The 20,869-nt window shown below is 55.5% G+C and carries 18 protein-coding genes; 13 read left to right on the forward strand and 5 right to left on the reverse strand.

The window, feature by feature from the left end; all coding sequences use genetic code 11:
- Window positions 1–34: 34 nt before the first annotated feature.
- From BN2684_RS02860 to BN2684_RS02890, 7 genes are all read left to right on the forward strand, one after another.
- Entirely contained in the window at window positions 35–1,006 is a 972-nt protein-coding gene (locus BN2684_RS02860) for an ABC transporter ATP-binding protein (protein WP_058300673.1), read from the forward strand.
- Between the two features lie 48 nt (window positions 1,007–1,054).
- Window positions 1,055–2,683 (forward strand): ABC transporter substrate-binding protein, encoded by a 1,629-nt coding sequence (locus BN2684_RS02865; protein WP_058300674.1) that lies wholly within the window; start codon window positions 1,055–1,057, stop codon window positions 2,681–2,683.
- Between the two features lie 41 nt (window positions 2,684–2,724).
- Window positions 2,725–3,672: an ABC transporter permease gene (locus BN2684_RS02870; protein ID WP_058300675.1), complete on the forward strand. Its 948-nt coding sequence runs from the start codon at window positions 2,725–2,727 to the stop codon at window positions 3,670–3,672.
- Between the two features lie 33 nt (window positions 3,673–3,705).
- Complete coding sequence (locus BN2684_RS02875; RefSeq protein WP_058300676.1) at window positions 3,706–4,602, forward strand: ABC transporter permease; 897 nt, start codon at window positions 3,706–3,708, stop codon at window positions 4,600–4,602.
- Between the two features lie 24 nt (window positions 4,603–4,626).
- Window positions 4,627–5,625 (forward strand): ABC transporter ATP-binding protein, encoded by a 999-nt coding sequence (locus BN2684_RS02880; protein WP_199825292.1) that lies wholly within the window; start codon window positions 4,627–4,629, stop codon window positions 5,623–5,625.
- Window positions 5,626–5,670: 45 nt separating this feature from the next.
- Window positions 5,671–6,909, forward strand: a complete 1,239-nt coding sequence (locus BN2684_RS02885; RefSeq protein ID WP_058300677.1) for an MFS transporter — start codon at window positions 5,671–5,673, stop codon at window positions 6,907–6,909.
- A gap of 169 nt (window positions 6,910–7,078) precedes the next feature.
- On the forward strand, window positions 7,079–8,410 hold the full coding sequence (locus BN2684_RS02890; protein WP_058300678.1) for an NCS2 family permease: 1,332 nt from the start codon (window positions 7,079–7,081) through the stop codon (window positions 8,408–8,410).
- A 236-nt stretch (window positions 8,411–8,646) separates the two neighbouring features.
- Here the strand turns inward: BN2684_RS02890 and BN2684_RS23780 are convergent, their stop codons facing one another.
- Window positions 8,647–10,920: a M56 family metallopeptidase gene (locus BN2684_RS23780; protein ID WP_082651716.1), complete on the reverse strand. Its 2,274-nt coding sequence runs from the start codon at window positions 10,918–10,920 to the stop codon at window positions 8,647–8,649.
- Window positions 10,917–11,294 (reverse strand): BlaI/MecI/CopY family transcriptional regulator, encoded by a 378-nt coding sequence (locus BN2684_RS02900; RefSeq protein WP_058300679.1) that lies wholly within the window; start codon window positions 11,292–11,294, stop codon window positions 10,917–10,919. The genes BN2684_RS23780 and BN2684_RS02900 overlap by 4 nt, the downstream gene beginning before the upstream one ends.
- Before the next feature lie 267 nt (window positions 11,295–11,561).
- Here BN2684_RS02900 and mqo point away from each other — a divergent pair, with 267 nt between their 5' ends.
- From mqo to BN2684_RS02910, 3 genes are all read left to right on the forward strand, one after another.
- The gene (gene mqo / locus BN2684_RS02905) at window positions 11,562–13,079 is read left to right on the forward strand and encodes a malate dehydrogenase (quinone) (RefSeq protein WP_058300680.1); all 1,518 of its coding nucleotides are present in this window, start codon (window positions 11,562–11,564) and stop codon (window positions 13,077–13,079) included.
- Between the two features lie 227 nt (window positions 13,080–13,306).
- A complete protein-coding gene (locus BN2684_RS25155; RefSeq protein ID WP_262360858.1) occupies window positions 13,307–13,438 on the forward strand; it encodes a hypothetical protein in 132 nt (43 codons plus the stop codon).
- Window positions 13,439–13,457: 19 nt separating this feature from the next.
- Complete coding sequence (locus BN2684_RS02910) at window positions 13,458–14,015, forward strand: GNAT family N-acetyltransferase (protein WP_234340140.1); 558 nt, start codon at window positions 13,458–13,460, stop codon at window positions 14,013–14,015.
- A gap of 330 nt (window positions 14,016–14,345) precedes the next feature.
- Here the strand turns inward: BN2684_RS02910 and BN2684_RS02915 are convergent, their stop codons facing one another.
- The gene (locus BN2684_RS02915) at window positions 14,346–15,068 is read right to left on the reverse strand and encodes a YceI family protein (RefSeq protein ID WP_058300681.1); all 723 of its coding nucleotides are present in this window, start codon (window positions 15,066–15,068) and stop codon (window positions 14,346–14,348) included.
- A gap of 190 nt (window positions 15,069–15,258) precedes the next feature.
- Between BN2684_RS02915 and BN2684_RS02920 the strand changes: the two genes are divergently transcribed.
- Both BN2684_RS02920 and BN2684_RS02925 read left to right on the forward strand, forming a co-directional pair.
- Window positions 15,259–15,942, forward strand: a complete 684-nt coding sequence (locus BN2684_RS02920) for a response regulator transcription factor (protein WP_058300682.1) — start codon at window positions 15,259–15,261, stop codon at window positions 15,940–15,942.
- Window positions 15,927–17,342: a sensor histidine kinase gene (locus tag BN2684_RS02925; RefSeq protein ID WP_058300683.1), complete on the forward strand. Its 1,416-nt coding sequence runs from the start codon at window positions 15,927–15,929 to the stop codon at window positions 17,340–17,342. The genes BN2684_RS02920 and BN2684_RS02925 overlap by 16 nt, the downstream gene beginning before the upstream one ends.
- Before the next feature lie 18 nt (window positions 17,343–17,360).
- Here BN2684_RS02925 and BN2684_RS02930 read toward each other — a convergent pair whose 3' ends face one another.
- Window positions 17,361–18,707 (reverse strand): metallophosphoesterase, encoded by a 1,347-nt coding sequence (locus BN2684_RS02930; protein ID WP_058300684.1) that lies wholly within the window; start codon window positions 18,705–18,707, stop codon window positions 17,361–17,363.
- A 259-nt stretch (window positions 18,708–18,966) separates the two neighbouring features.
- Between BN2684_RS02930 and BN2684_RS02935 the strand changes: the two genes are divergently transcribed.
- On the forward strand, window positions 18,967–19,476 hold the full coding sequence (locus BN2684_RS02935; RefSeq protein ID WP_058300685.1) for an SRPBCC family protein: 510 nt from the start codon (window positions 18,967–18,969) through the stop codon (window positions 19,474–19,476).
- Window positions 19,477–19,603: 127 nt separating this feature from the next.
- On the opposite strand, the gene BN2684_RS02940 is transcribed toward BN2684_RS02935, so the two are convergent.
- Window positions 19,604–20,644, reverse strand: a complete 1,041-nt coding sequence (locus BN2684_RS02940) for a bifunctional transcriptional activator/DNA repair enzyme AdaA (RefSeq protein ID WP_058300686.1) — start codon at window positions 20,642–20,644, stop codon at window positions 19,604–19,606.
- Window positions 20,645–20,869: the final 225 nt, after the last annotated feature.

The following is a 20,869-nucleotide window of genomic DNA, read 5'->3' on the forward strand; positions in this document are numbered from 1 at the left end:
GCTTGTCCCGATTAAGTCAGGGAGGTGAAGGAGCATGAACGAAACTCTACTCAAGGTCGATAACCTGGTGACGCATTTCTCGATACGGGGAAAACCGATTCCAGCGGTGCGAGGTGTTTCCCTGGAAGTGAAAAAAGGCAAGACGCTCGTGGTGCTCGGGGAGTCCGGCTCCGGCAAAAGCGTGATGCTCCGATCGATTCTTCGGATTTTGCCGAAGGAGACGGTTACGTCTGGCCAAGTGCTTTATAACGGGGAAGAATTGCTGCACAAAAGCGAGAAAGAGATGCAGCGAATTCGTGGCAGCCAAATCGCGATGGTCTTTCAGGATTCGCTATCGGCACTTGACCCGCTCTATCGGGTCGGAGAGCAGATCGGCGAGTGCATGCGGGATCACGGGACAGCTGCCAAGGGGACCATCCGCGGAAAGGTCACCGAGCTGTTGACCAAGGTGGGCATTCCTTCGCCAGAGACGCGGATGCGCGCTTACCCCTTCGAGATGAGCGGCGGCATGCGCCAGCGTTCGGTCATCGGCATGTCGCTTGCCAATACGCCGCAGCTGCTCTTGGCCGATGAGCCGACCACCGCTCTCGATGTGACGATTCAGGCGCAGATCCTCACGCTGTTCAAGCAGATTCAGCGGGAATACGGAATGACGGTGATCCTGGTCACCCACGACATCGGGGTGGCGATCGAGATGGCGGACGAAATCGCGGTCATGTATGCCGGCAAAATCGTGGAATACGGCGACGTCAGCCAGGTGCTGGGAAGCCCGGCGCATCCTTACACGAAGGGGCTGATCGAGGCGACTCCGCGTCCCGGTCAACGCGAGGAGCTGACGGCGATCCCCGGCCAGCCGCCTTCCATCGCCAATATGCCGGCGGGCTGCGCCTTTGCGGAGCGCTGTCGCTGGGCGACGGAACGCTGCCGGGCGGAACAGCCGGAGTATATTTCGATTGGAGGTGGTCACTATTCCGCTTGTCATTTAACGGAAAGCAGCACGGCATAGAAGGGGCAAGTCATCATCATGAGCGAACAAACAAGGAGGGCATTCTCAGTGAAAAGTCGACGGAAATGGAACAACATCGGAATTATGAGCATCGTCCTGGCTATTCTGCTTTCCGCTTGCAGCAAATCGGCACAGCCAGCCGCATCAGGTGCCGAGCAAACAAGCGCTGCCGGAGGAAACGGCACTGGGGGAACACTTGTTGTGGCCATGACCGCCGGCAATATTCCCGTTCCCGATACTTCACCGACGGAGGGCTCCGAAGGGCTGCGATTTGTCGGATTCCAGCTGTATGACGGCCTGGTACGCTGGGACTTGTCCAGCGACAGCAAACCGGCCGTGCCGAAGGCGGCGCTTGCGGAGTCGTGGGAAGTATCGGACGATAAGACCACCTGGACCTTCCATCTTCGTCCCGGCGTGAAATTTCACGACGGCACGGAGTGGAATGCCGACGCCGCTATCTTTAACTTTGATCGCGTGATGAATAAAGACTTCGAGTATTACTCTCCAAAAATGGCAGGCGGTGTAGCGAACTACACCAAATGGATCGCGACCTATTCCAAGATTGACGATATGACCATCCAGCTGGTGACCAAGGAGCCTTATTCCTTGCTCGAGTGGGATTTGACCTGGGTGCTGTTTGCAAGTCCGGAAGCGGTCAAGAAGTACGGCGATGACTATTCCCAGCATCCGGTAGGAACCGGGCCCTTCAAGTTCGTGGAGCTGACGCAAGGGCAAAGCATGACGATGGCGGCCAACACTGACTATTGGGGAGACGTGCCGAAGATCTCCAAGCTGGTGCTGAGGCCGATCTCCGATCCGGCGGCGAGACTGGCCGCGCTGCAATCCGGTGAAGTCAATTGGGCGGAGCTGCCTCCTCCCGAATCGATGAACAGTCTGAAGAGCCAAGGCTATCAAGTTTACCTGAACCCTTATCCTCATGTGCTTCCGTTCATGCTGAACATGGAATCGAAGATTTGGAGCAACAAGCTGGTCAGACAAGCCGCAAACTATGCCATCGACCGGGATGGCCTCGCCAATGATTTGCTGGGCGGAGCCGCCGAGCCCGCGAATGCGCTCATGTATCCGGGGCAATCCTGGTACAACGATAAATATAAGTACAGCTACGATCCGGAGAAGGCCAAGGCGCTGCTGGCCGAGGCTGGGTATCCGAACGGATTTGAATCGACCTTCATCCTGCCTTCCGCCGGTTCCGGTAACATGTGGCCGCAGCCCATTGCCGAATATGTGCAGAAGAACCTGGCCGAGGTCGGCATCAAGATCAAGCTTGAAGTGGTGGAATGGCAGTCGCTGCTCGACCAATTCTCCTCCGGATTCCCGACTAACCGGGAAGTAGGCGGCGTCATGATCTCTACGGGAACGTATACGCCGATCCGGGCCATTGACTTTAACTTCGCCAAGAGTTCCTTCGCTCCAGTCGGCAACAACAAGGGCAAGTACTCGAACGAGGAAGTTGAAGCTCTTCTCAACAAGATCAAGGTCGCTTCTCCCGATGAAGTGGACGGCCTCATGCAGCAAGCATCCGGAATCATTACCGATGACGCGCCATGGCTCTTCATCGTCCACGATAAGAACTTGCGGGTGCTTGCTCCGAACGTGAAGGGCTTTGTGATGGCACAGTCCTGGTTCCAGGATTTGACGCACCTTACCGTTGAATAAGGAGCGCGAGTCTCCCACATCCGAGAAAATGAGGTGAAGTGATGCTTGGATTTCTGATGAAGCGGCTTCTCCTGATGATTCCCACCCTGTTTGGCGTAACGCTCGTCGTCTTCCTCATCATCCAGATCGTCCCCGGTAGCCCGGTGGACGCTCTGGTTCCTCCCGAATCCTCGCAGGAGGTGAAGGACAGGCTGATCGCCGAGCTGGGATTGGACCAGCCGCTGTACATTCAATATTTCCGATGGCTCGGGGATTTGTTGACCGGAGATATGGGCCGCTCTCTCGTTAAGTCAACCTCCGTTAATTCGCTGCTCTTTCAGGCCTTCTCTAATAGTCTGCTGCTTGCCCTCGGTGCTGCAGCCTTCGCTTTCATCTTCAGCATTCTCTTAGGGTTCCTGGCGGCCTACAAGCCGAAGTCGTGGTTGGCTTCCCTGGGCAATATCATCGCCATCTTCGGAATCAGCGTCCCGAATTTCTGGGGCGGTCTGATTCTGATGGGGATCTTCGGAGTAGCGCTGGGCTGGCTGCCTCCCATGGGCAAGACGGCGATCGGCGGAGCCGGAGGAACCTGGGATTTGCTCAGCCACATGATCATGCCGTCCATCGCTTCGGGGATGGTGACCTTGGGTGTGATGACACGGATGATCCGCAGCAGCGTGTACGATCTCCTGCATGAGGAATTTGTCCTGACCCTGAGGGCGAAGGGCGCGAAAACCTCGACGATCCTGCTGCATGTGCTGAAAAATGCCACGCCTTCCATCCTGACCATCGCCGGGCTGCAATTCAGCTCTCTCTTGGGCGGCTCGATTCTGGTTGAAACGGTGTTCTCTTGGCCGGGGTTGGGTCAGCTCATCTATCAAGGGATCAGTCAGCGGGATTATCCCATTATCCAATCCGGTATCTTGTTGATCTCGATATTCTTCGTCGTGCTTAACATTGTCGTGGACCTGCTGCACGCACTGCTGGACCCGAGAGTGCAGAAGGCTTGATGGCGTACGTGATGAAAGGAGGTTATGACGTCGATGAGCAGTGAAGTCACCGCAGTTGTGCCCCTCGCTCCGGCTGAATCCGGGGTGGTGAGGGAAGAGAAATTTTACCGCAAAGCCTTGAGAGCTTTTGCCAAGAACAAGGTTGCCATGATCTCCTTCGTCATTCTCGCGCTGATCGTTCTGTCTGTTGCCCTCGCCAATTGGATCAGCCCGTATTCCCCGCTGGAAGGGAAGATCGGAGAGAGGCTTCAGCCGATCGGAACGCCGGGACACTTCCTGGGCACCGACGAACAGGGCCGGGACATGCTCACCCGTATTTTGTACGGCGGACGAATGACCCTGCTGGCCGGGTTTCTGCCCGTTCTCGTAGCGGCGATCGCCGGTGGAGCTTTGGGCATTATCGCCGGATATTACGGCGGGATCGTCAATGCGGTCATCATGCGAACGCTCGATATCTTCTATGCGTTCCCCGCCGTGATCCTGTCGATTGCGGTCTCGGCTGCGCTCGGGCAAGGGATCATCAACATCATGATCGCGATCTCGATCGTGTTCACTCCGCCGGTGGCGCGGGTTCTCGAGACGGCGGTGAAGCGAATCCGTAATCAGGAATTCATTGAAGCGGCCAAATCGAGCGGGGCTAACTCGCTGCAAGTGATCCGGCACCACATCGTCCCGAACGTGTTCAGCGAGCTGTTCGTCTACTCCTCCAGCCAGATCTCCATCGGGATCGTCATCGCCGCCGGGCTCAGCTTTCTCGGCCTCGGGGTGGCGCCGCCGACACCGGAGTGGGGCGTGATGCTGAACAGTATCAAGCAGCTGGTCTTCGTCGATCCGCTGTTGACGATCGTGCCGGGGATCTTCCTCTTCTTGACCTCTCTATGCATCAATTTGTGCGCGGACGGCATCCGCGACGCTCTGCAGGTGAAGTGATTCCAACGGGAAGGACGTGCTGCCGTGAACAGCGAAGCTGCCATTTTGGAAGTGAATCAGGTATCCAAGACGTTTAAGACCAAAAATTTCGCCGGCAAGGTGAAGCATGTGGTATCGGCTGTGAGCGACGTGTCCTTCACCCTGCCGGCACGAAAAACCTTCGGCATTGTCGGGGAGTCTGGATGCGGGAAATCGACGCTGGCGCGGCTGATTCTTCGGCTTATCGAGTCGGACGGCGGCGCGATTCATTACAAGGACAGGGACCTGCTGAAGCTGTCCAAATCACAGTTTAACGACTACCGGAAAGATATTCAGATGGTGTTTCAGGACCCGTACTCGTCTCTCAATCCGAAGATGACCCTGCTCGATAACGTGGCTTTCAGCCTATGGGTCAACGGGGCGTCGAAGGCCGAGGGCCGAAAGCAAGCGTATCGTTATCTGGATGCGGTCGGCATTCCCCGCAGCTTCGCGGAGCGGTATCCGCAGATGTTGAGCGGGGGCCAGCGGCAGCGCGTTGCCATCGCGCGGGCTCTGGTGCTGGAGCCGAAGATCTTGATCGCGGACGAAGCGGTATCGGCATTGGACAAATCGATTCAAGCACAGGTGCTGAATCTGTTCCGTGAGCTGCAGCAGGAATTTCATCTGTCGATGATCTTCATCTCCCATGACCTGAACGTCGTGCAGATGATGAGCGACGAAGTGATGGTCATGTACCTGGGCATGGTCGTGGAGCAGGGGCCGGCCGATCAAATAGCTAACAATCCCTATCATCCGTACACGCAGGCCTTGTTCAACTCCGCGCCATCCATGGAGGTGGGCAAGCGGAAGCTCGACGACTTCCGTTTGATCGGGGAGCTTCCAAGTCCGCTCAATCCGCCTTCCGGCTGTCGGTTTCGTACGCGCTGTCCGTTTGCCACCGAAAGCTGCGCAAGCCGAATGCCGCAGCGGGTTGAGGTCGAGCCCGGGCATTTTGTTTCCTGCGTCCTATATCCTGAAGTGGGAAGCGAACGGAGAGCGATGTGATCCGGATCGCCCTGCGCGATCCTAATAGGTTGGTGAACGTCACATATGGCTTTTTTTATCATGCTGCTGATCAACACGCTTCACACCTTTGGCATTGCGGCAACGCGCCCGATTGTTTCGATTTATTCGGAGCAGTTGGGGTTCACCTCGGCGATCATCGGCATTCTGGTCGCATCCTATTCGTTCCTGCCCATGATGATCGCCGCTCGCACGGGAAGATGGGTGGACCGGATCGGCGCGAGAAAAATGGTCTACATCGGCGGCGGCGGCCTGTTAACGGGATTTCTTGTTCCCATTCTGTTTCCAACGCTCCCCGCCCTGTTTTTCTCGCAGATCATTCTGGGCTTCTCACAGCTATTTATCGTCTTGTCCATTCAGAAAACAGTGGGGAACATGCCGGGGGAACGGGATCGGCTGATCGCCACGCACAGCCTCTCGGGAGCAATCGGCGAAATGCTCGGGCCGCTGGTAAGCGGCTTTACTTATGCCCATTTCGGATTTCAGTGGGCGTTCGGTGTATCGGCATTCGTTTCTCTCCTAGCGATTCTGCTGGGGCTGCTGTTGAAGAAAAAGGATTGGCAGTGGGGAGATCCGGCGGCAGAATCGGAGGCGGGCCGCGTCGAGCCGATCTGGAAGCTGCTGCGTGACGTAAATTTGCGCAATGCGATTCTGATCAGCGGAGTAGTGCTGTATTCCAAGGAGCTGGTCACCGCTTACTTCCCGCTATACGGCACCAGCATCGGAATGACCTCCAGCTCCATCGGGCTTGCCTTGTCCATCTCTTCGCTCATGTCGCTGGTCGTTCGCTTCCTGCAGTATCCGATCATCCGCTGGCTGGGAAGAAGCCGGGTGATGACCGGTACCTTGGTTGTCGCCGCTTCCGCCTATATGCTGATCTCCTTGACGGAGCTGCCGGTTTGGCTCGGCGTATTGCTTGCCGTGATGGGGGCCAGCCTGGGGATCGGACAGCCGCTGAGTATGGTCTACGCCCTCGATCTGAGCCCGGTGAGGCGTCATGGGGAAATTCTCGGACTGCGCGTATCCATCAACCGGGTGCTGCAGTTCTTCGCCCCGATGGTCTTCGGGGGCATCGGCGGAGCAATCGGGCTGGCAGCGATCTTCCTGAGCAACGGCGCGATCATGCTGCTCGTTTCCTTCTTCACCCGCATCGATCCGTCGATCGGAAGCGCAAGCCGGGAGGGGATAGCGAAAGCCGATGCTGCCCGGGTTACGGAGGGAAGGAACCGGCTTCCGATGAAAGAAGCTCCCCCGTCAAAACCGTAAGATTCGGGAACCTCCCGCTTTTAAGGAGATCAAATCTCGGAGCGAAGAGCCTGAAGGACATTTCCCGTCGAATTATGATACAATACCTCTATGGACGGCTTATTGCCGTCTATCTTTGTTCAATTATGCAAAGGGTAGGGTGAGGGGCTAATGAAAAGGTGGTATTCTGTTGGTCCACCGGAACAACCCGATACCGTCTCCCACGAAGGACACCCCTGCGCCTAAACCGGCTTCTCGCTCGACTGCCGGCGTTTGGCGGAAGGAGCTTTTGGCAGGTACGGTATCGTTTTTTGCGATTGTCTATATCATTATCGTCAATTCCTCCATTTTGGCGGATGCCGGCATTCCTCAGAAAGCCGGCATCGTTGCGACGGTTCTCGCTTCGGCGGTCGGCTGCTTCCTCATGGGGCTGTGGGGCAAAGCTCCCCTGATTATCGCTCCGGGAATGGGCATCAACGCCATGTTCACGTACACGCTCGTGCAAGGGATGGGCATGACCTGGCAGCAGGCGCTGGCCGTGGTCATTCTGTCCGGCATCTGCTTCTTCGCCGTGAGCCTGACCTCCCTGATCGAGAAGCTGCGCACGGCCATCCCGGCGTCGCTTCAGGAAGCCATCTCGGTCGGCATCGGGCTTTTGCTCGTGCTCATCGGCCTGCAAAAGGGCGGGGTCATCGCTTCGGACGGAGCGTCCATCATCGCCGTCCAATCGTTTGCGAGCCCGGGCGTGCTGGTTACGCTCGCGACGCTCGCACTCACGTGTATCCTGTACATGCGCAAGGTACCGGGCAACCTTCTTCTGGCGATCCTCGGAGGAACGGTGCTGGCCTACCTGTTCGGAGTCGTTCCTGCGAAGGCGACTGGTCTGGAAGGCGGCTCGCCGTGGGCGGCTTACGGAGAAGTGTTCGGCCAGTTTTCGTTCAAAGGACTGCCCATCACGACACTCCTTGTCGCCGTCTTCTCGATGACGCTTGTCCTTGTGTTTGAAAGTGTGGGGCTTGTGAACGCTCAGCTTAAGATGAGCGGCAAGCCGGAGCGCTTCCGGCGCTCGATGCAAGCGACCTCGTTCACGGTGCTGCTGAGCGGCCTGCTCGGGACAAGCCCGACCGTCTCCACGGTAGAGGCTGCCGCCGGTATCTCGGCCGGAGGCCGCACCGGGCTCACCTCGATGGTGACCGGCGTCCTGTTCCTGGTCTCGCTGGTCGCGATGCCGGTCATTACGCTCGTGCCCGATCAGGCGGTCGCGCCGATTCTCATCTTCATCGGCGGCTTGATGATGCCGTCCATTCGGCACATCTCCTTCGACAAGCTGGAGGAAGGGCTGCCCGCCTTCTTCATCATCGCGTTCATTCCGCTCATGCACAGCATCGTGGATGGAATCGCGATCGGCTTCATCAGCTACGTGCTGTTCCATCTCGCGATGGGCAAGCGGCGCGATGTGAAGCCGCTGTTTTATCTCATTTCGCTCTTGTTTGTGGCGCATTTTGGCCTGCAGGCGCTGTAAATGGAGCAAGGGTCAGTCCCACAAGGGGTACGCCCGAGTTGATGATGCTGAGAGAGGCCTATTAGGATCCACACTCAAAAAATAGCCGAACGCAATTCCAGGTTTTTTCCCTGGAGATGCGTTCGGCTTTTTCTATTGCTTACGACTTGCGTGGGATTGGGTGGAGGGGAACCGGGAGGACCCAAGGTTCTCTTCTCCGCCTACTCCAAGGGAGCTTCAGGGTTTCTCTCCTCCTTTTATTGAACGGGAGCGAGGACCAAAGGCTTCAGGAGTTCTTCCTGGTTTTTGTCCATGCCTAGGCAGACGGCGGTATAATAGATGTCATTTTGCTTCCACAAGTAGTAGGTTTGGCTTCTGACCTTCGATTGGTTGCTGTCGAGATAGAGGGGGCCGTAATAGACATGATCGTTGTCGGCGTAAGCCGAAATCTCGATGCCGTCGATCTCCAGCTTGCGAATGACCGAGAGCTTGGCCGTATCGAACAGCGGCGTTCGGCTCTGGTAAAGCGATAGCTCATCATTCAGCTCATAGTCGGTGGAATCATACGGCGCGCGATAACTGTTCCATAAGGCGTCGGCAGCTTGTCGGAACGAATACCCGGTGTTCTGATCGTCCTTCCTCAGCAAGACCGAGTTGATCAGCGTAAGCTGGGTATCGGGTAGGTCGAGAGGGAACTTCACCTTAAAGCCGAGAATGTCCTTGGCTCTCCGCAAATCCGTCTCATCGTACAGAGGGAACGAATTTCCTTCCCCGTCGTAACGAACATGCCGAATCTGCTGTGGGAAGGCGAAAGAGTCCACGATTTTCGCCAACTCGTCCTCGGTGATATTTCTCCTGTGCAGCGGATGGCCTTCTTTTAAGGTATGGTTCTCGCTGTAGTAATTGATCGCATACCAGACGCCCTCGTCCTGCCAGACGAAGCTCTTGGCCGTCTCTGACTCGTGGTGTTCGTAGGCTTGGGTTTGGGTGACCAAGATGCCCTGGATATCGCCAAGCGTCAGGGGGTCATGCCGGTAGGCGAGAGGGAGAGCGGCTCCCCATGAATACGGGGCGATATTCCCCGTTCCCCATACCAAATCGTGTGTTTCGAGCAGATTGCCCTTTGAGGCGACCAGTTCGATGATATGCTCGTCCTCTTGTCCGAAATTCGATACAAACGTGATGAAGACCAAATTGTCGATGCGCTTGACGTACTTTTCGTCCACATCCACATTTTGAAGTCGGTAACCTTCCGGCAGATAGTCCGGTACTTTGAAGTCGAATCCGGAATAATCGGTCGCCCGGTCCAGATCGTGAAACCATTTGGAGAAGTCGTTCAGTCGAACGAGCATGAAGGAGGAATCCCCCGTCTTCCTGGCCCCTATCGGGTTCCCTATGCTTGAATCGGCGCCCTCTGCGGCCTCGCTCGCATTGGTGAGCAAGACCGCGCCGAGGGAAAGAACCAGAACAATCGCTGCGATGGACAGCTTGTACGAGCCTTTTTTAAACTTGGCGATCATGGTGATTCTCCGTTTCAATTCATTTGGTTTCTCAAAGAAATGCGACAGGCTCATCCGCGAGGAGACTCCGCGGGAAACAAACCGCGAGAGCATAAGCAGGGTTCCTCCGTACTCTGAAGCTTCTCGCTCGCCCAGAATTTCCAGCACGCTCGCATCGCAGGAGACCTCGACATCCGCCTTCCTCTTCTTGGCTGCGAACCAAACAAACGGGTTGTACCAATGCAGACCGATGGACAGCGCCCACAGGGAATTGAACCATAGATCCTTACGCTTGTAGTGGGCCAGCTCGTGCAGCAGGATGTGCGTCAATTGCTTGGAATCGGCAATCGCAACCAGATCTTCGGGCAGATAAATTCTGGGCTTGCGCAAGCCATAAAGACAAGGACTGCGGAGAAGGCGAGTTTCATAGATGGGAATTGCCTTTCGAAGGTTCAACTTCTTCCTGCATGCCTCAAGAACGGTGAGCGCCTCCGGGTTGTCAAGCCTGCGTGACTCACGAATTCTTACGCGGAAGGTCATCGCGCTGACCAGATAATATCCGGCGAAACCGAGAAGCCCTACCAGCCAGACAAGCGAGCCGATCGTCAGCCCATTCGCTCCATCCATAGCTTTTGCAAGGGCATTCGGAGGAGACGAGTTTTCGACGGCAGGATTGGGTTCATCTGTCGGGTTTGAGGCTGGGCCTGGAAGCAGCTTGTCCCCTTCGCTATGGGTGACGGTGATCTCCGATCGGGAGTCGGAGGTCGATGAACCGTCGAGAAGAGCATCCCTCTGATGGAAATTCCATTCTATCGGAAGCCCCTGCGGAACCAGATTAAACAAGCTGACGGAGCTCTGCGGGGCGATGGGGACAAGCAGCTTGACCAAGACCAGAAGCCATAAAATCGATATGACTCTCGGGCTTAGACGATTCTGAACCAGCTTCCGAATCAGGAGCAGCAGCAACAGGATAATCGTCGCTGTCAGCGATGCGGTAAACAGGAGTGTAAAAGCCGCTTCCAGGTGCTTCATGCTTTCTTCTTCTGTTCTAAGATCTTCTGGAGCTCTTCAATATCTTTCTCGGAGAGCGGCTCTTCCTGGAGAAATTTCGCGCAGAGCATTCCGACCGCCCCGTCGTATACTCGGTCTAGGAAGGATCGGTTCTCGGTTTTTAAGTAGTCATCGTGCGAGACCAGCGGATAATACAGGTAGTTCCGGCCGGACTTTTCGAATCGGATGGCGTTCTTCTTATGCAGTCGGTTCAAGAAGGTCTTGATCGTTTGATCGGACCATTGCATCTGCTGCGTCAGCTTGGAAATGATCTCGTTAGCGGACAAAGGCTCCTCCTGCCATAGCAGCTTCATCACTTCGCTTTCGGCTTCGGTAATGCGTGGGGTCTCGTTCATCTCGTTCACCCTTTTTCTGTCATTTTGTTTACGATCGTAAACGATATCGTTAGTTTACAAGTGTAAACGGTTCGTGTCAAGCGGGAATTCTAGTCGTTGGCGAGGAATAACAATTGATAGTAAGACCTCTCCGCCATCTCTTGTCGGGGGCTCATTTCCATTGCTGTGATTAGTATGGTTCAAATATAATAAGGAATATAATCTAAGTAGAAACGCGAACATCCTTCTTGAGCGTGTCTTCAAACTGTAGGGTAGGAGGCGGGAAACATGAGCACCCAACAGAAGAATGCCGACGTGATCTTAATCGGTGCCGGGATCATGAGTGCGACGTTAGGGGCATTGCTGAAGGAACTCGTACCGGATTGGGAGATTACTGTGTTTGAGCGGCGAGCCAAGGCTGGGGAGGAAAGCTCGAACGAATGGAACAACGCGGGGACGGGGCACTCTTCTCTGTGCGAGCTGAACTATACGGTCGAACGGCCGGACGGGTCCATGGAGATCAGCAAGGCGATCAAGGTGAATGAAGAGTTTCAGATCTCCAAGCAGTTCTGGTCTTACCTCGTGAAAAGCAACCTGATCGAGAATCCTCGGGATTTTATCGCGCCGGTGCCGCATATGAGTTTTGTGCAAGGGGAAGAAGCGGTTGCCTTTCTGAAAAAAAGGTATAAAGCGCTTTCAAGTCATCCTCTGTTTCTAGGAATGGAATTTTCCGATGACCCGGCTAAGCTCGCGGAATGGATTCCGCTGATGATGAAGGACCGGCTCGTGAACGAGCCGATTGCAGCCACTCGAATCGATTCAGGGACGGATGTGAACTTCGGTGCTTTAACTCGCATCCTGTTTGCCCACCTGCACGAGAATAACGTCAATATCCGGTTTCAGCATCATGTGAAGGATATGGAGCGCACCCGCGATGGCTTGTGGGAGCTGAAGGTGCGGAATGCCGAAGGCACCATCGAGCGCCACCGGGCAAAGTTCGTTTTCATCGGCGGCGGGGGAGGCAGCCTCCATCTGCTGCAAAAATCCGGAATCCCGGAAGGGAAAGGGATCGGTGGATTTCCGGTAAGCGGACTGTTTATGGTCTGCCGGAAGCCGGAGCTTGCCAGCCAGCATCATGCCAAGGTGTACGGGAAGGCTCCGGTCGGCGCTCCTCCCATGTCGGTTCCCCATCTGGATACCCGGGTGATCGATAAGGAAGAATCGCTGCTATTCGGGCCTTTTGCCGGGTTCTCGCCCAAATTTCTCAAATTTGGTTCCGTGTTCGATCTGATCACTTCCGTCAAGCCGCACAATCTAGTCACGATGCTCGCGGCAGGCGTGAAAAACGCGGCCCTCACCACTTACCTCATCCAGCAGGTGCTGCTGTCCAAGGAAAAACGCATGGATGCTTTGCGGGAGTTCGTTCCGAACGCCAAAAACGAGGATTGGGATCTGCTGATGGCGGGCCAGCGCGTGCAGATCATTAAGGATACGGCGGCCGGCAAAGGAACACTTCAATTTGGCACGGAGGTGATCTGTGCTGCCGACGGCTCGATCGCCGCCTTGCTCGGAGCTTCCCCGGGGGCTTCCACCGCTGTGTCCGTTATGCTGGAGGTCCTCACGAGATGCTTCCCGGAGCATATCTCGGCGTGGGAGCCGAAGCTGAAGGAAATGATTCCTTCGTACGGCGTGTCCCTGCTGGCTCATCCGGAGGCCATGCACGACATTCACGACTCCATCGTCCAGCCGCTTGGCCTAACTCCTGAAGGAGGGGAGCAGGAGATAAAGACCGCTATTCATCCGTAAGGGGGAGCGCCCCCATCAACCGACAGGCAGCCCGCCGTATGGCAGGGCTGTCTTTTTCTCAATGACGGATTGCTGATTATTGATGGTGGATACTCGGCTCAATAGCAGGTAAGATGATGACATTCCTCGTTTTTCGGGGCCGTCATTTTCATGCACAGGGAGAATGACATGGAAGAGCAATCCGTTTTCGAGCTGGTAAGGGCCGTTACGGCGGGGCAAAGCTGCGCTTGACCCTATTCGCCAAGCTGACGGAGCCGGAGCGTGAGAAGCGGGGAGTATGGATGAAGGGGAGCAGTGGATTTTCGATCCGGACGGCATTTCGCTGGCAGTCTGCCATGCCGTTCATCGGGGGCAAGTGAGATAGAAGGGAGCCATGTAGTGGTGATTCTAGAAACAGACCGATTGGTGATCCGAAGGTTTCGTGAAGACGACTGGAAGGACTTGTTTGAGTATCTTTCGCAAGAGGCGGTTGTCCAATATGAACCCTATGGTGTCTTCAGCGAAGAGGATTGCAGGAAAGAAGCCGTCAGCCGTTCGCAGAATGAAGCCTTTTGGGCGGTGTGTCGAAAAAACGATCATAAACTCATTGGCAATCTATACTTCAAACAGCAAGAGCCTCTCCCATTCTTAACTTGGGAGCTCGGATATGTCTTTAACACGGCCTATTGGGGACAAGGTTATGCGCATGAGGCTTGCAACCGAATGCTGAAGCATGCTTTCGAGCAAATGGGAGCTCATCGGGTCATGGCAAGATGCAACCCTGACAATACATCTTCCTGGAGGCTAATGGAACGACTTTCGATGAGAAGGGGGGGACATTTTCGAAAACCCGCTTTCTTTAAAAAAACGGATGATGGAAAACCGATATGGCATGATGCTTATCAATATTCCATCTTGGATGAAGAATTTGCTGCAATCGAGGGATTGAACACTTAAAGTTGTTGGAGAAAGGATGTTCGAGATGAGCACTTCTCTTTATTACAGCGCGACACGCACGACGCCACTGACTGCGGAGGAACAGCAACAGATTGCCGAGTGGATCGAAACGTACAGCTTGGAAAACGCGAAGGAAGACTTTGATACCGTAAGCGAGGAAGAGTGGGAAGCCTTCACGGTGTATAACCCAACCGACCCTATGCAGTCAGATGTCATCTTCGAAGGCGCAACTCGCCTGCCGGATGGATCGCCGGAGGCGAAAACGGATCGCCCTTGTCTGCAGCAGTCTGCAGCGAGGAGCGATCCGTTTTGTTCATCTGCGTCCATCCATTACGATTTATCCAGAACCAGTTCGAGGCGTACTGCGACGTCGTTTTCAGTGGACAGCACGACGCTGTGGGGGTTCTTCATACCGAAGTCGTCGAAGGTGACGGTGGTCGTGCCCGACAGCAGGAGCTGTCCTTTATTGTAAACGGCCTTGCTCGCGAAGGTGACGTCCTTGTCGATACCGCGGACGTTTAGCGTTCCTTTCATGGTGAAGTCGTAGGCCGTTCCCTCGGTCCACTCACCTGGCAAGCCCTCGAAGGCGGTGGCGGTGAAGGTTGCCTGCGGGAACTGGCCCGCGTCAAAGAAATCCGCGCTCTTCACATGCTCATCCCGCTGCGAGTTGCCGGAATCGATGACCGTCATGTCGATCGTCCCGGTCGCGGACGTCTGGGAGGGGTCATCGACATTCAGCGCCCAGTCGCCGCTGACGGCTTTGTCGACGAAGTTGACCGTCTCCTTGGAGGTGGTGACGGAGAAGTAGACGTTCGACGAATCAGCGATCGCCCACTTTCCGTTCAACTGCTCGCCGGTGGCGGCGCCGGTTGCTTCCGATGTTGCATCGGCGCTTGCCGCCGGAGAAGCGGCTGCAGGGGAGCTCGACGGAATGACCGACTCGATCTCAACGTTGTTGCCAACATAATTATTCATCAGTGCATACCCGCCTCCGCCCAACACGGCAACGGCGATGATGCCGGAGGCGAGCCATAGCTTCGCTTTTTTCTTCACAGTGGTTTCCTCCTGTTTCTATCTGTTTTTTGGTGATGAGAAGAGCTTGAACCCAAGCCTACCAGACGAAAATGTCAGGAAGATGTCAAACAAAAATTTAGCAGCCGAATCGGTTAATCCCCTTGCGACGAGCTTTCCCTTATGTAAAAGTAGCAGTACGAACATGCGAAAAAGGGGGTGACGGAACGTCATGAAGTCGATTCTGATCGTAGAGGACGAAGAGGCCATCTCGCGCGTATTGGCCGCTTATTTGAAGAAGGCCGGGTTTCTCGTCAGCCGGGCGGCCGACGGAATCGAGGCCATTCGGCAGTTCGAAGAAGGCGACTACTCGCTGGTGCTGCTCGATGTTACGCTTCCCGGCATGGACGGCTGGGAGCTCTTGAAGCAGATTCGCGCGAAGAGTCCGTGCCCGGTCATCATGCTGACCGCTCGCGACCAGCTTCAGGATCGGCTCAGCGGACTGAACGGCGGAGCGGACGACTATATGACGAAGCCGTTCGTGCCGGAGGAGGTCGTCGCTCGGGTGCAGGCGGTGCTGCGCAGAAGGCCGCATTGGACAGACGGGGACAGCAAGCGCTTCTTCGGGAACCTGCTGGTCGACTATGCCTCCCGATCCGTGTACTTGAATGCGGCGGAGGTCTCCTTGACCCCGCGGGATTTGTCGCTCCTGCTGTTTTTGGCGGAGCATCCAAACCGCATTTATACGAGGGAGCAGCTCATCGAGCAGGTGTGGGGCATGGATTACGACGGAAGCGACCGAGCGGTCGACCTGTCCATCAAACGACTGCGCCAGTCGCTCACGCACTGGTCGGCGGAGGCGGGCGAGATCCGCACGCTGCGGGGAACGGGGTATCAATTTTGGATCGGAGAATAAAACGGAGTAAGCTGACGTCCATCCTCACCTACTGGACGGTTCGTTATTTTATTATCCTGTGTGTCGGATTTACCGTTATCGCGGTGAGCTCCTTGTATTGGATTCGCGCGACAGCGACGGACAGCCGACTCAAAACGGCGGGGCTGCTCGGCCAAGAGATCGCCGACAACGTCGTGTCTGATGATGGGCGGCTTGTCATTCCGTCCTCCATGGAGAGGCTTGTAGCGAGCCGTCTCAACTATTTCAACTTTCAGGGTGAGCTGTGCTTATTTATTGCGGATCGGGACGGGAAGCTCCTGTTCTCGATGCCAGGCATAACCCAGGAGCAGTTGGCGAAGCGAATGAATGAGGATTTAACGAAGGTGAGAGAACCCGGCACCGAAGCGCTCACGACGCCTGTTATGGCAGGCGACCAGCGGCTCGGGCAGGTGACGCTCCTGCTGTCCAAGCGGTCGCTTGCCGCAAGTCCCCACGAGGTGGCGATCGTATGCGTTCTGCTCGCTACCTTGATCTTGTCGGGCTGGCTCACGCTCTACCTGCTGTCGCGCAAGCTGGCCCGTCCCATTCGGCAGGTGGCGGAGGGAGCCAATCTCATCCGCAGCGGGCAATACGACATCCGCCTCGATGTGAAGACGAAGGAGCGGGAGATTCAAGAACTGGTCGATTCCTTCGGGGATATGGCAAGCCGACTGAAGCAGCTCGAAGAATGGCGCACGCTTTCGCTCGCGGGCGTGACGCACGAGCTGAAGACGCCCGTCACCTCGATCAAGGGACTGCTCCTGGCGGTGCGGGACGATGTGGTTCCGCAAGAGGAGGCGAAGGAATTCCTCGACATTGCGCTCCAGGAATCCGGACGCTTGGAACGCATGGTATCCGACCTGCTCGACTACAACGCGATGTCGGCCGGAAGCGTGAAGGTCGCGAGCGAACGACTGGAGCTGCGTGCTCTCGTCTCGGAGATCGTCTATCAATGGGGGCTGACGAACAAGCTGCCGGACGCTGCCGTCTCGCTCGACCTGCCTCATACGGCCGTGTATGGCATCGGCGATGCGCTGCGCGTTCAGCAGATCCTCGTCAATCTGCTGAACAACGCTCGGCAGGCGGTGCGATCGGATCGTGCCGCGAGCATCTGCGTCCGCGTAGTGGAGCGGGGGAATCAAGCATTCATGGACGTTGCGGATAACGGAACGGGGATCTCCCCGGAGGAGGCGCCGCATATCTTTGAGCGCTTCTACCGAGGAGAGCGCAAGAAGCTCCGGACGCGCGGCCTCGGCCTTGGCTTGACCTACAGCCAACTGCTGGCCCGTGCGCAGGGAGGCGAGCTGTCGCTTGTCAGCAGCTCATCCGAGGGGTCGGTGTTTCGCTTGGCGTTGCCCAAAGCAGCATCGCATAGCGCATGATCCTAAAGCCTGCCCCGATCAATGATCCGGAGATAAGGGAAGAACCAGATGATTGTTTTCTTTCGGTTCCTTGATCATGCTGAGGACGTAGCTTTTTAGAAATTGCGAGTCGGCCTTCTTCCATAGTTCCATCCCTTTAGAGTTTAGAACGTTTGGATCAATCTCGGTTGTCGTGCCCGCAAAATAATGGAGATTCACGTCGGCCATCACATTCGCCATGCTTTGACGTTCCTCTTCGGTATATCCTTTGGATTCGAGAGAACGATAAGCTTTGCCGTACGAGCTATCGCGAAAGAATGCGGTGGAGAAGTCCGTGAAATGACGCAGATCCCGGTTGGTGTTTCCCGTTGCCTTGCTCCACCCTTCTACATCGACAGGCTCGGTGTGGTATTCGATGGTGGAAGCGGTCGAGGAATAATCCAGAACCCCGAATTGGTGCGGGTAGACCTCAAAGGCGCTTGTCGCAATATCATAGACTTGATCCTTGGAACGAATGTCTTGAAGATGGATGTGCCCGGACAGGACGAGCTTGATACCGGCATCTTTGAGCACGGATAAGGCTTTCTTATCATTCGTTAACGTGAAGCCCATGAACGAATATTCGCTGTGGTCGATGAGATTGTGGTGCATCACGGCGATGACATGGGCATCGGCTTGCTTCGCTAATGCGCCCTGCTCGGTTATCCATTGGAGGGTGGAGTCGGACAGGTACCCGCCCGTTTCCGGAGCTCCAAGCTCGACGTTCTGCTTGTAATCGCTTGTGTCCAGCATAAGCAGCCAAAGCTCGTCCGATAGCTTGGTTAGATAGCTGAGGGAGCTTTCATCACGGGAGGCCGCATCCTGGTAACCGAAGGGGGCGTACAGATCCTCAAAATCCTGCGGGGATATATAGTCGGTGATGATTTGCTTATCGTCCTTAAAGCTTCTGGCCCATGGATTTGAAATATCGTGGTTTCCCGGGATGACATAGACACCGATTCCGGCATCCTTGATGGCTTGGAGCTTGTTGGCAAGCTGTTCGTGACTGGCTTTCTCGCCGTTATTCGTAAGGTCTCCGCTCAGGACGACCGCTTTGGGCTTGTCTTGAATGACTTGATGGACCCAAGCCTCTACCAGCTCGTCGGAGTAATTCAACAGCTTGGAATCGCCGTTCTTGATATACTCCTGAAAAGCCTTCCCGTTGTCATGGAGAGAAGGAGCCAAGTAATGAAGGTCCGTCGCGAGATAAAGCTCATGGGATGAGGGAGAGGAGTTCGGCTTTGAAGAAGACGAGCTCTCGGAGCCACTCTCGACACCTCTGCAGCTCGATAACAGGATAAGGGATAATAAACTCATAATCAGAAGCGATAACGATCTCCATTTCATAAACAAATCCTCCATGCATTCTAAGCATCCAACTGCTGTCCGGGACGTTCTCTCTTCCTTGGCTGCAGCTATTGGTATTCTCTATCATAAGACATTTGCTTATCAAAGGGATAGAGCATGATTACGATCATAGAGCCAGAGGTGAACCAAATCATACCTTTGTATGACCTTCTTCTATGAGCGCAGGAACCCCTATGCTCTGGGTATGTTGGTGAAAGCAGTGGCTTGTCAGCAAGGATAATCGATAGGAGGGAAAAACATGCTTGCAGTGGTAAAGCAAACGGAAGAGGGGTACGTCGCCAGGTTTGAGCGGCGCCTGAAGCATTCGGTTGAAGAGGTATGGTCCTATCTGGTGGATAACGACAAATTAAAGCAGTGGTTCTCCGAGCTAAATGTGGCCGACTTGCGGGAAGGCGGGGTTATCCGCTTTGATATGGGCGACGGCTCCTTCGTGGAGATGGACATTCTGGCACTTGTCCCGCTTTCGATTCTGGAGTACACGTGGGGAGAAGACAAGGTTTGCTTCGAGCTGATTCCCGAGTCTGATGGATGCCGTCTGTTCCTGATCGAGACGATGGGAACGCTAACGAACCACACTCCGAAGGATCTCGCCGGTTGGGACGTCTGCCTGGATGTCATCGCTGCCTTGCTGGAGGGTCGAACCTTCGAAGGTCGGCGCGAGAAGTGGGAGGAACGGTACCGTGACTATTCCCGGCTCATTGAGTCTCTTAGGGAGAGCCATGGGCATTCGCCAAAGGAAAGGAGATGACCCGCCTCAATTGGGCGGGTCATCGTGATAGGAGTCTGGCGAGGTTGCGCCGTAAATCCTTAGGCAGGATCTACGGCGTTTTTGCTTATTCGCCTGGCGATCGATGCCGTTGTCTCCTCGCGTGCACTTAAGATTTTTCATGCGTGAGCAGCCACTGTTTTCGGGTAATTCCGCCTCCATATCCGCCTAATTCTCCGTCCGAGTTGATGACGCGATGGCAGGGAATCACGATAGCCAACTGATTGGCGCCGTTGGCTTGAGCGACAGCGCGGAAGGCGTTTGGGTTCCCCAGGGCACGAGCCAGATCCGCATAAGAGCGGGTTTCGCCGGGCGGGATGCTCATGAGTTGAGTCCAGACGCTCTTCTGAAAGGGAGATCCCAAGAGGTAGAGGGGAGTTTTGAACTCGGTTAACGTACCGTTGAAATAGTCGGCCAACTCCTGTTCAATGGAGACGATCGGCTCGGTTTGGCCGGGAACGATCGCAGCCTTCGTCTTTCGCCGGAGGCGCTCCACCTCGCGCTCCAGCCCGCGACGGTCGACGAATTCCAGGAGATAGAGCTGGGTCTCGTCCGCGATAGCCAACATTGGACCAAGCGGAGTGTCCAGCCAGGATGCTTTCAGGACCAAGCTATTTTCCACTAGAGTGGGAGGCGCGCCCATGATGCGCGAGAAGGCATCCCGGAACCCGCTGCTGGACTCGTAGCCAGAAGCCAATTGTGTCTGAATGATGTTCTCCCCCGATCGGATGCTTTTTAGAGCGAGACCCATCCTGCGGGCCCTCGCATATTCCACAAAGGTCATGCCGAAGCGCTTTTTGAACTGGCGGCGCGCCGTGGATTCGTCGATGGAGAGGGCCTTGAAATCCTGCCCCTTCCAGCGCTTTTCCGGATTCTTCTCTACGGCTTCCACAAGCATTTGCACAATCTCCGAGATGTGATTCGGATGCGACAAAGGTCGGCAGCGCTGACACGGACGATAGGAGGCTAGCAGCGCTTGCTGAACCGTTTCATAGAACTCGCAGTTTTCAAACTTTGGCTTACGCGCGGGGCAGGTTGGGCGGCAAAAAACACCGGTTGTCTTCACCCCGACGTAAAAGATCCCTTCGTATTCCGTGTTCTTCTCGATCAGCGCCTGATAGTAGTCTTTCGTGCGTTCGTCCTGGATCATGCTTGTTCCTCAATCCCTGAATGATACTCTGATTATAGCTTGGTTTGGTCTGCTCTGTAGCCGAAAATCAGGCATGAATATTTTAAATAAAACAATCCCCATACAAGCATACGAGACTATGGTACGGTAAGGGTATCGACGAGTCCATGACGACTATAGTCTGCTTGCCGCTATGTTCGTCAAACAAGCCAACGGCTATCCGAAAAGAATCTTCTCGGTCAGGAG

It is taken from the genome of Gorillibacterium timonense (assembly GCF_001457415.1).
GTDB classification, from domain to species: domain Bacteria; phylum Bacillota; class Bacilli; order Paenibacillales; family NBRC-103111; genus Gorillibacterium; species Gorillibacterium timonense.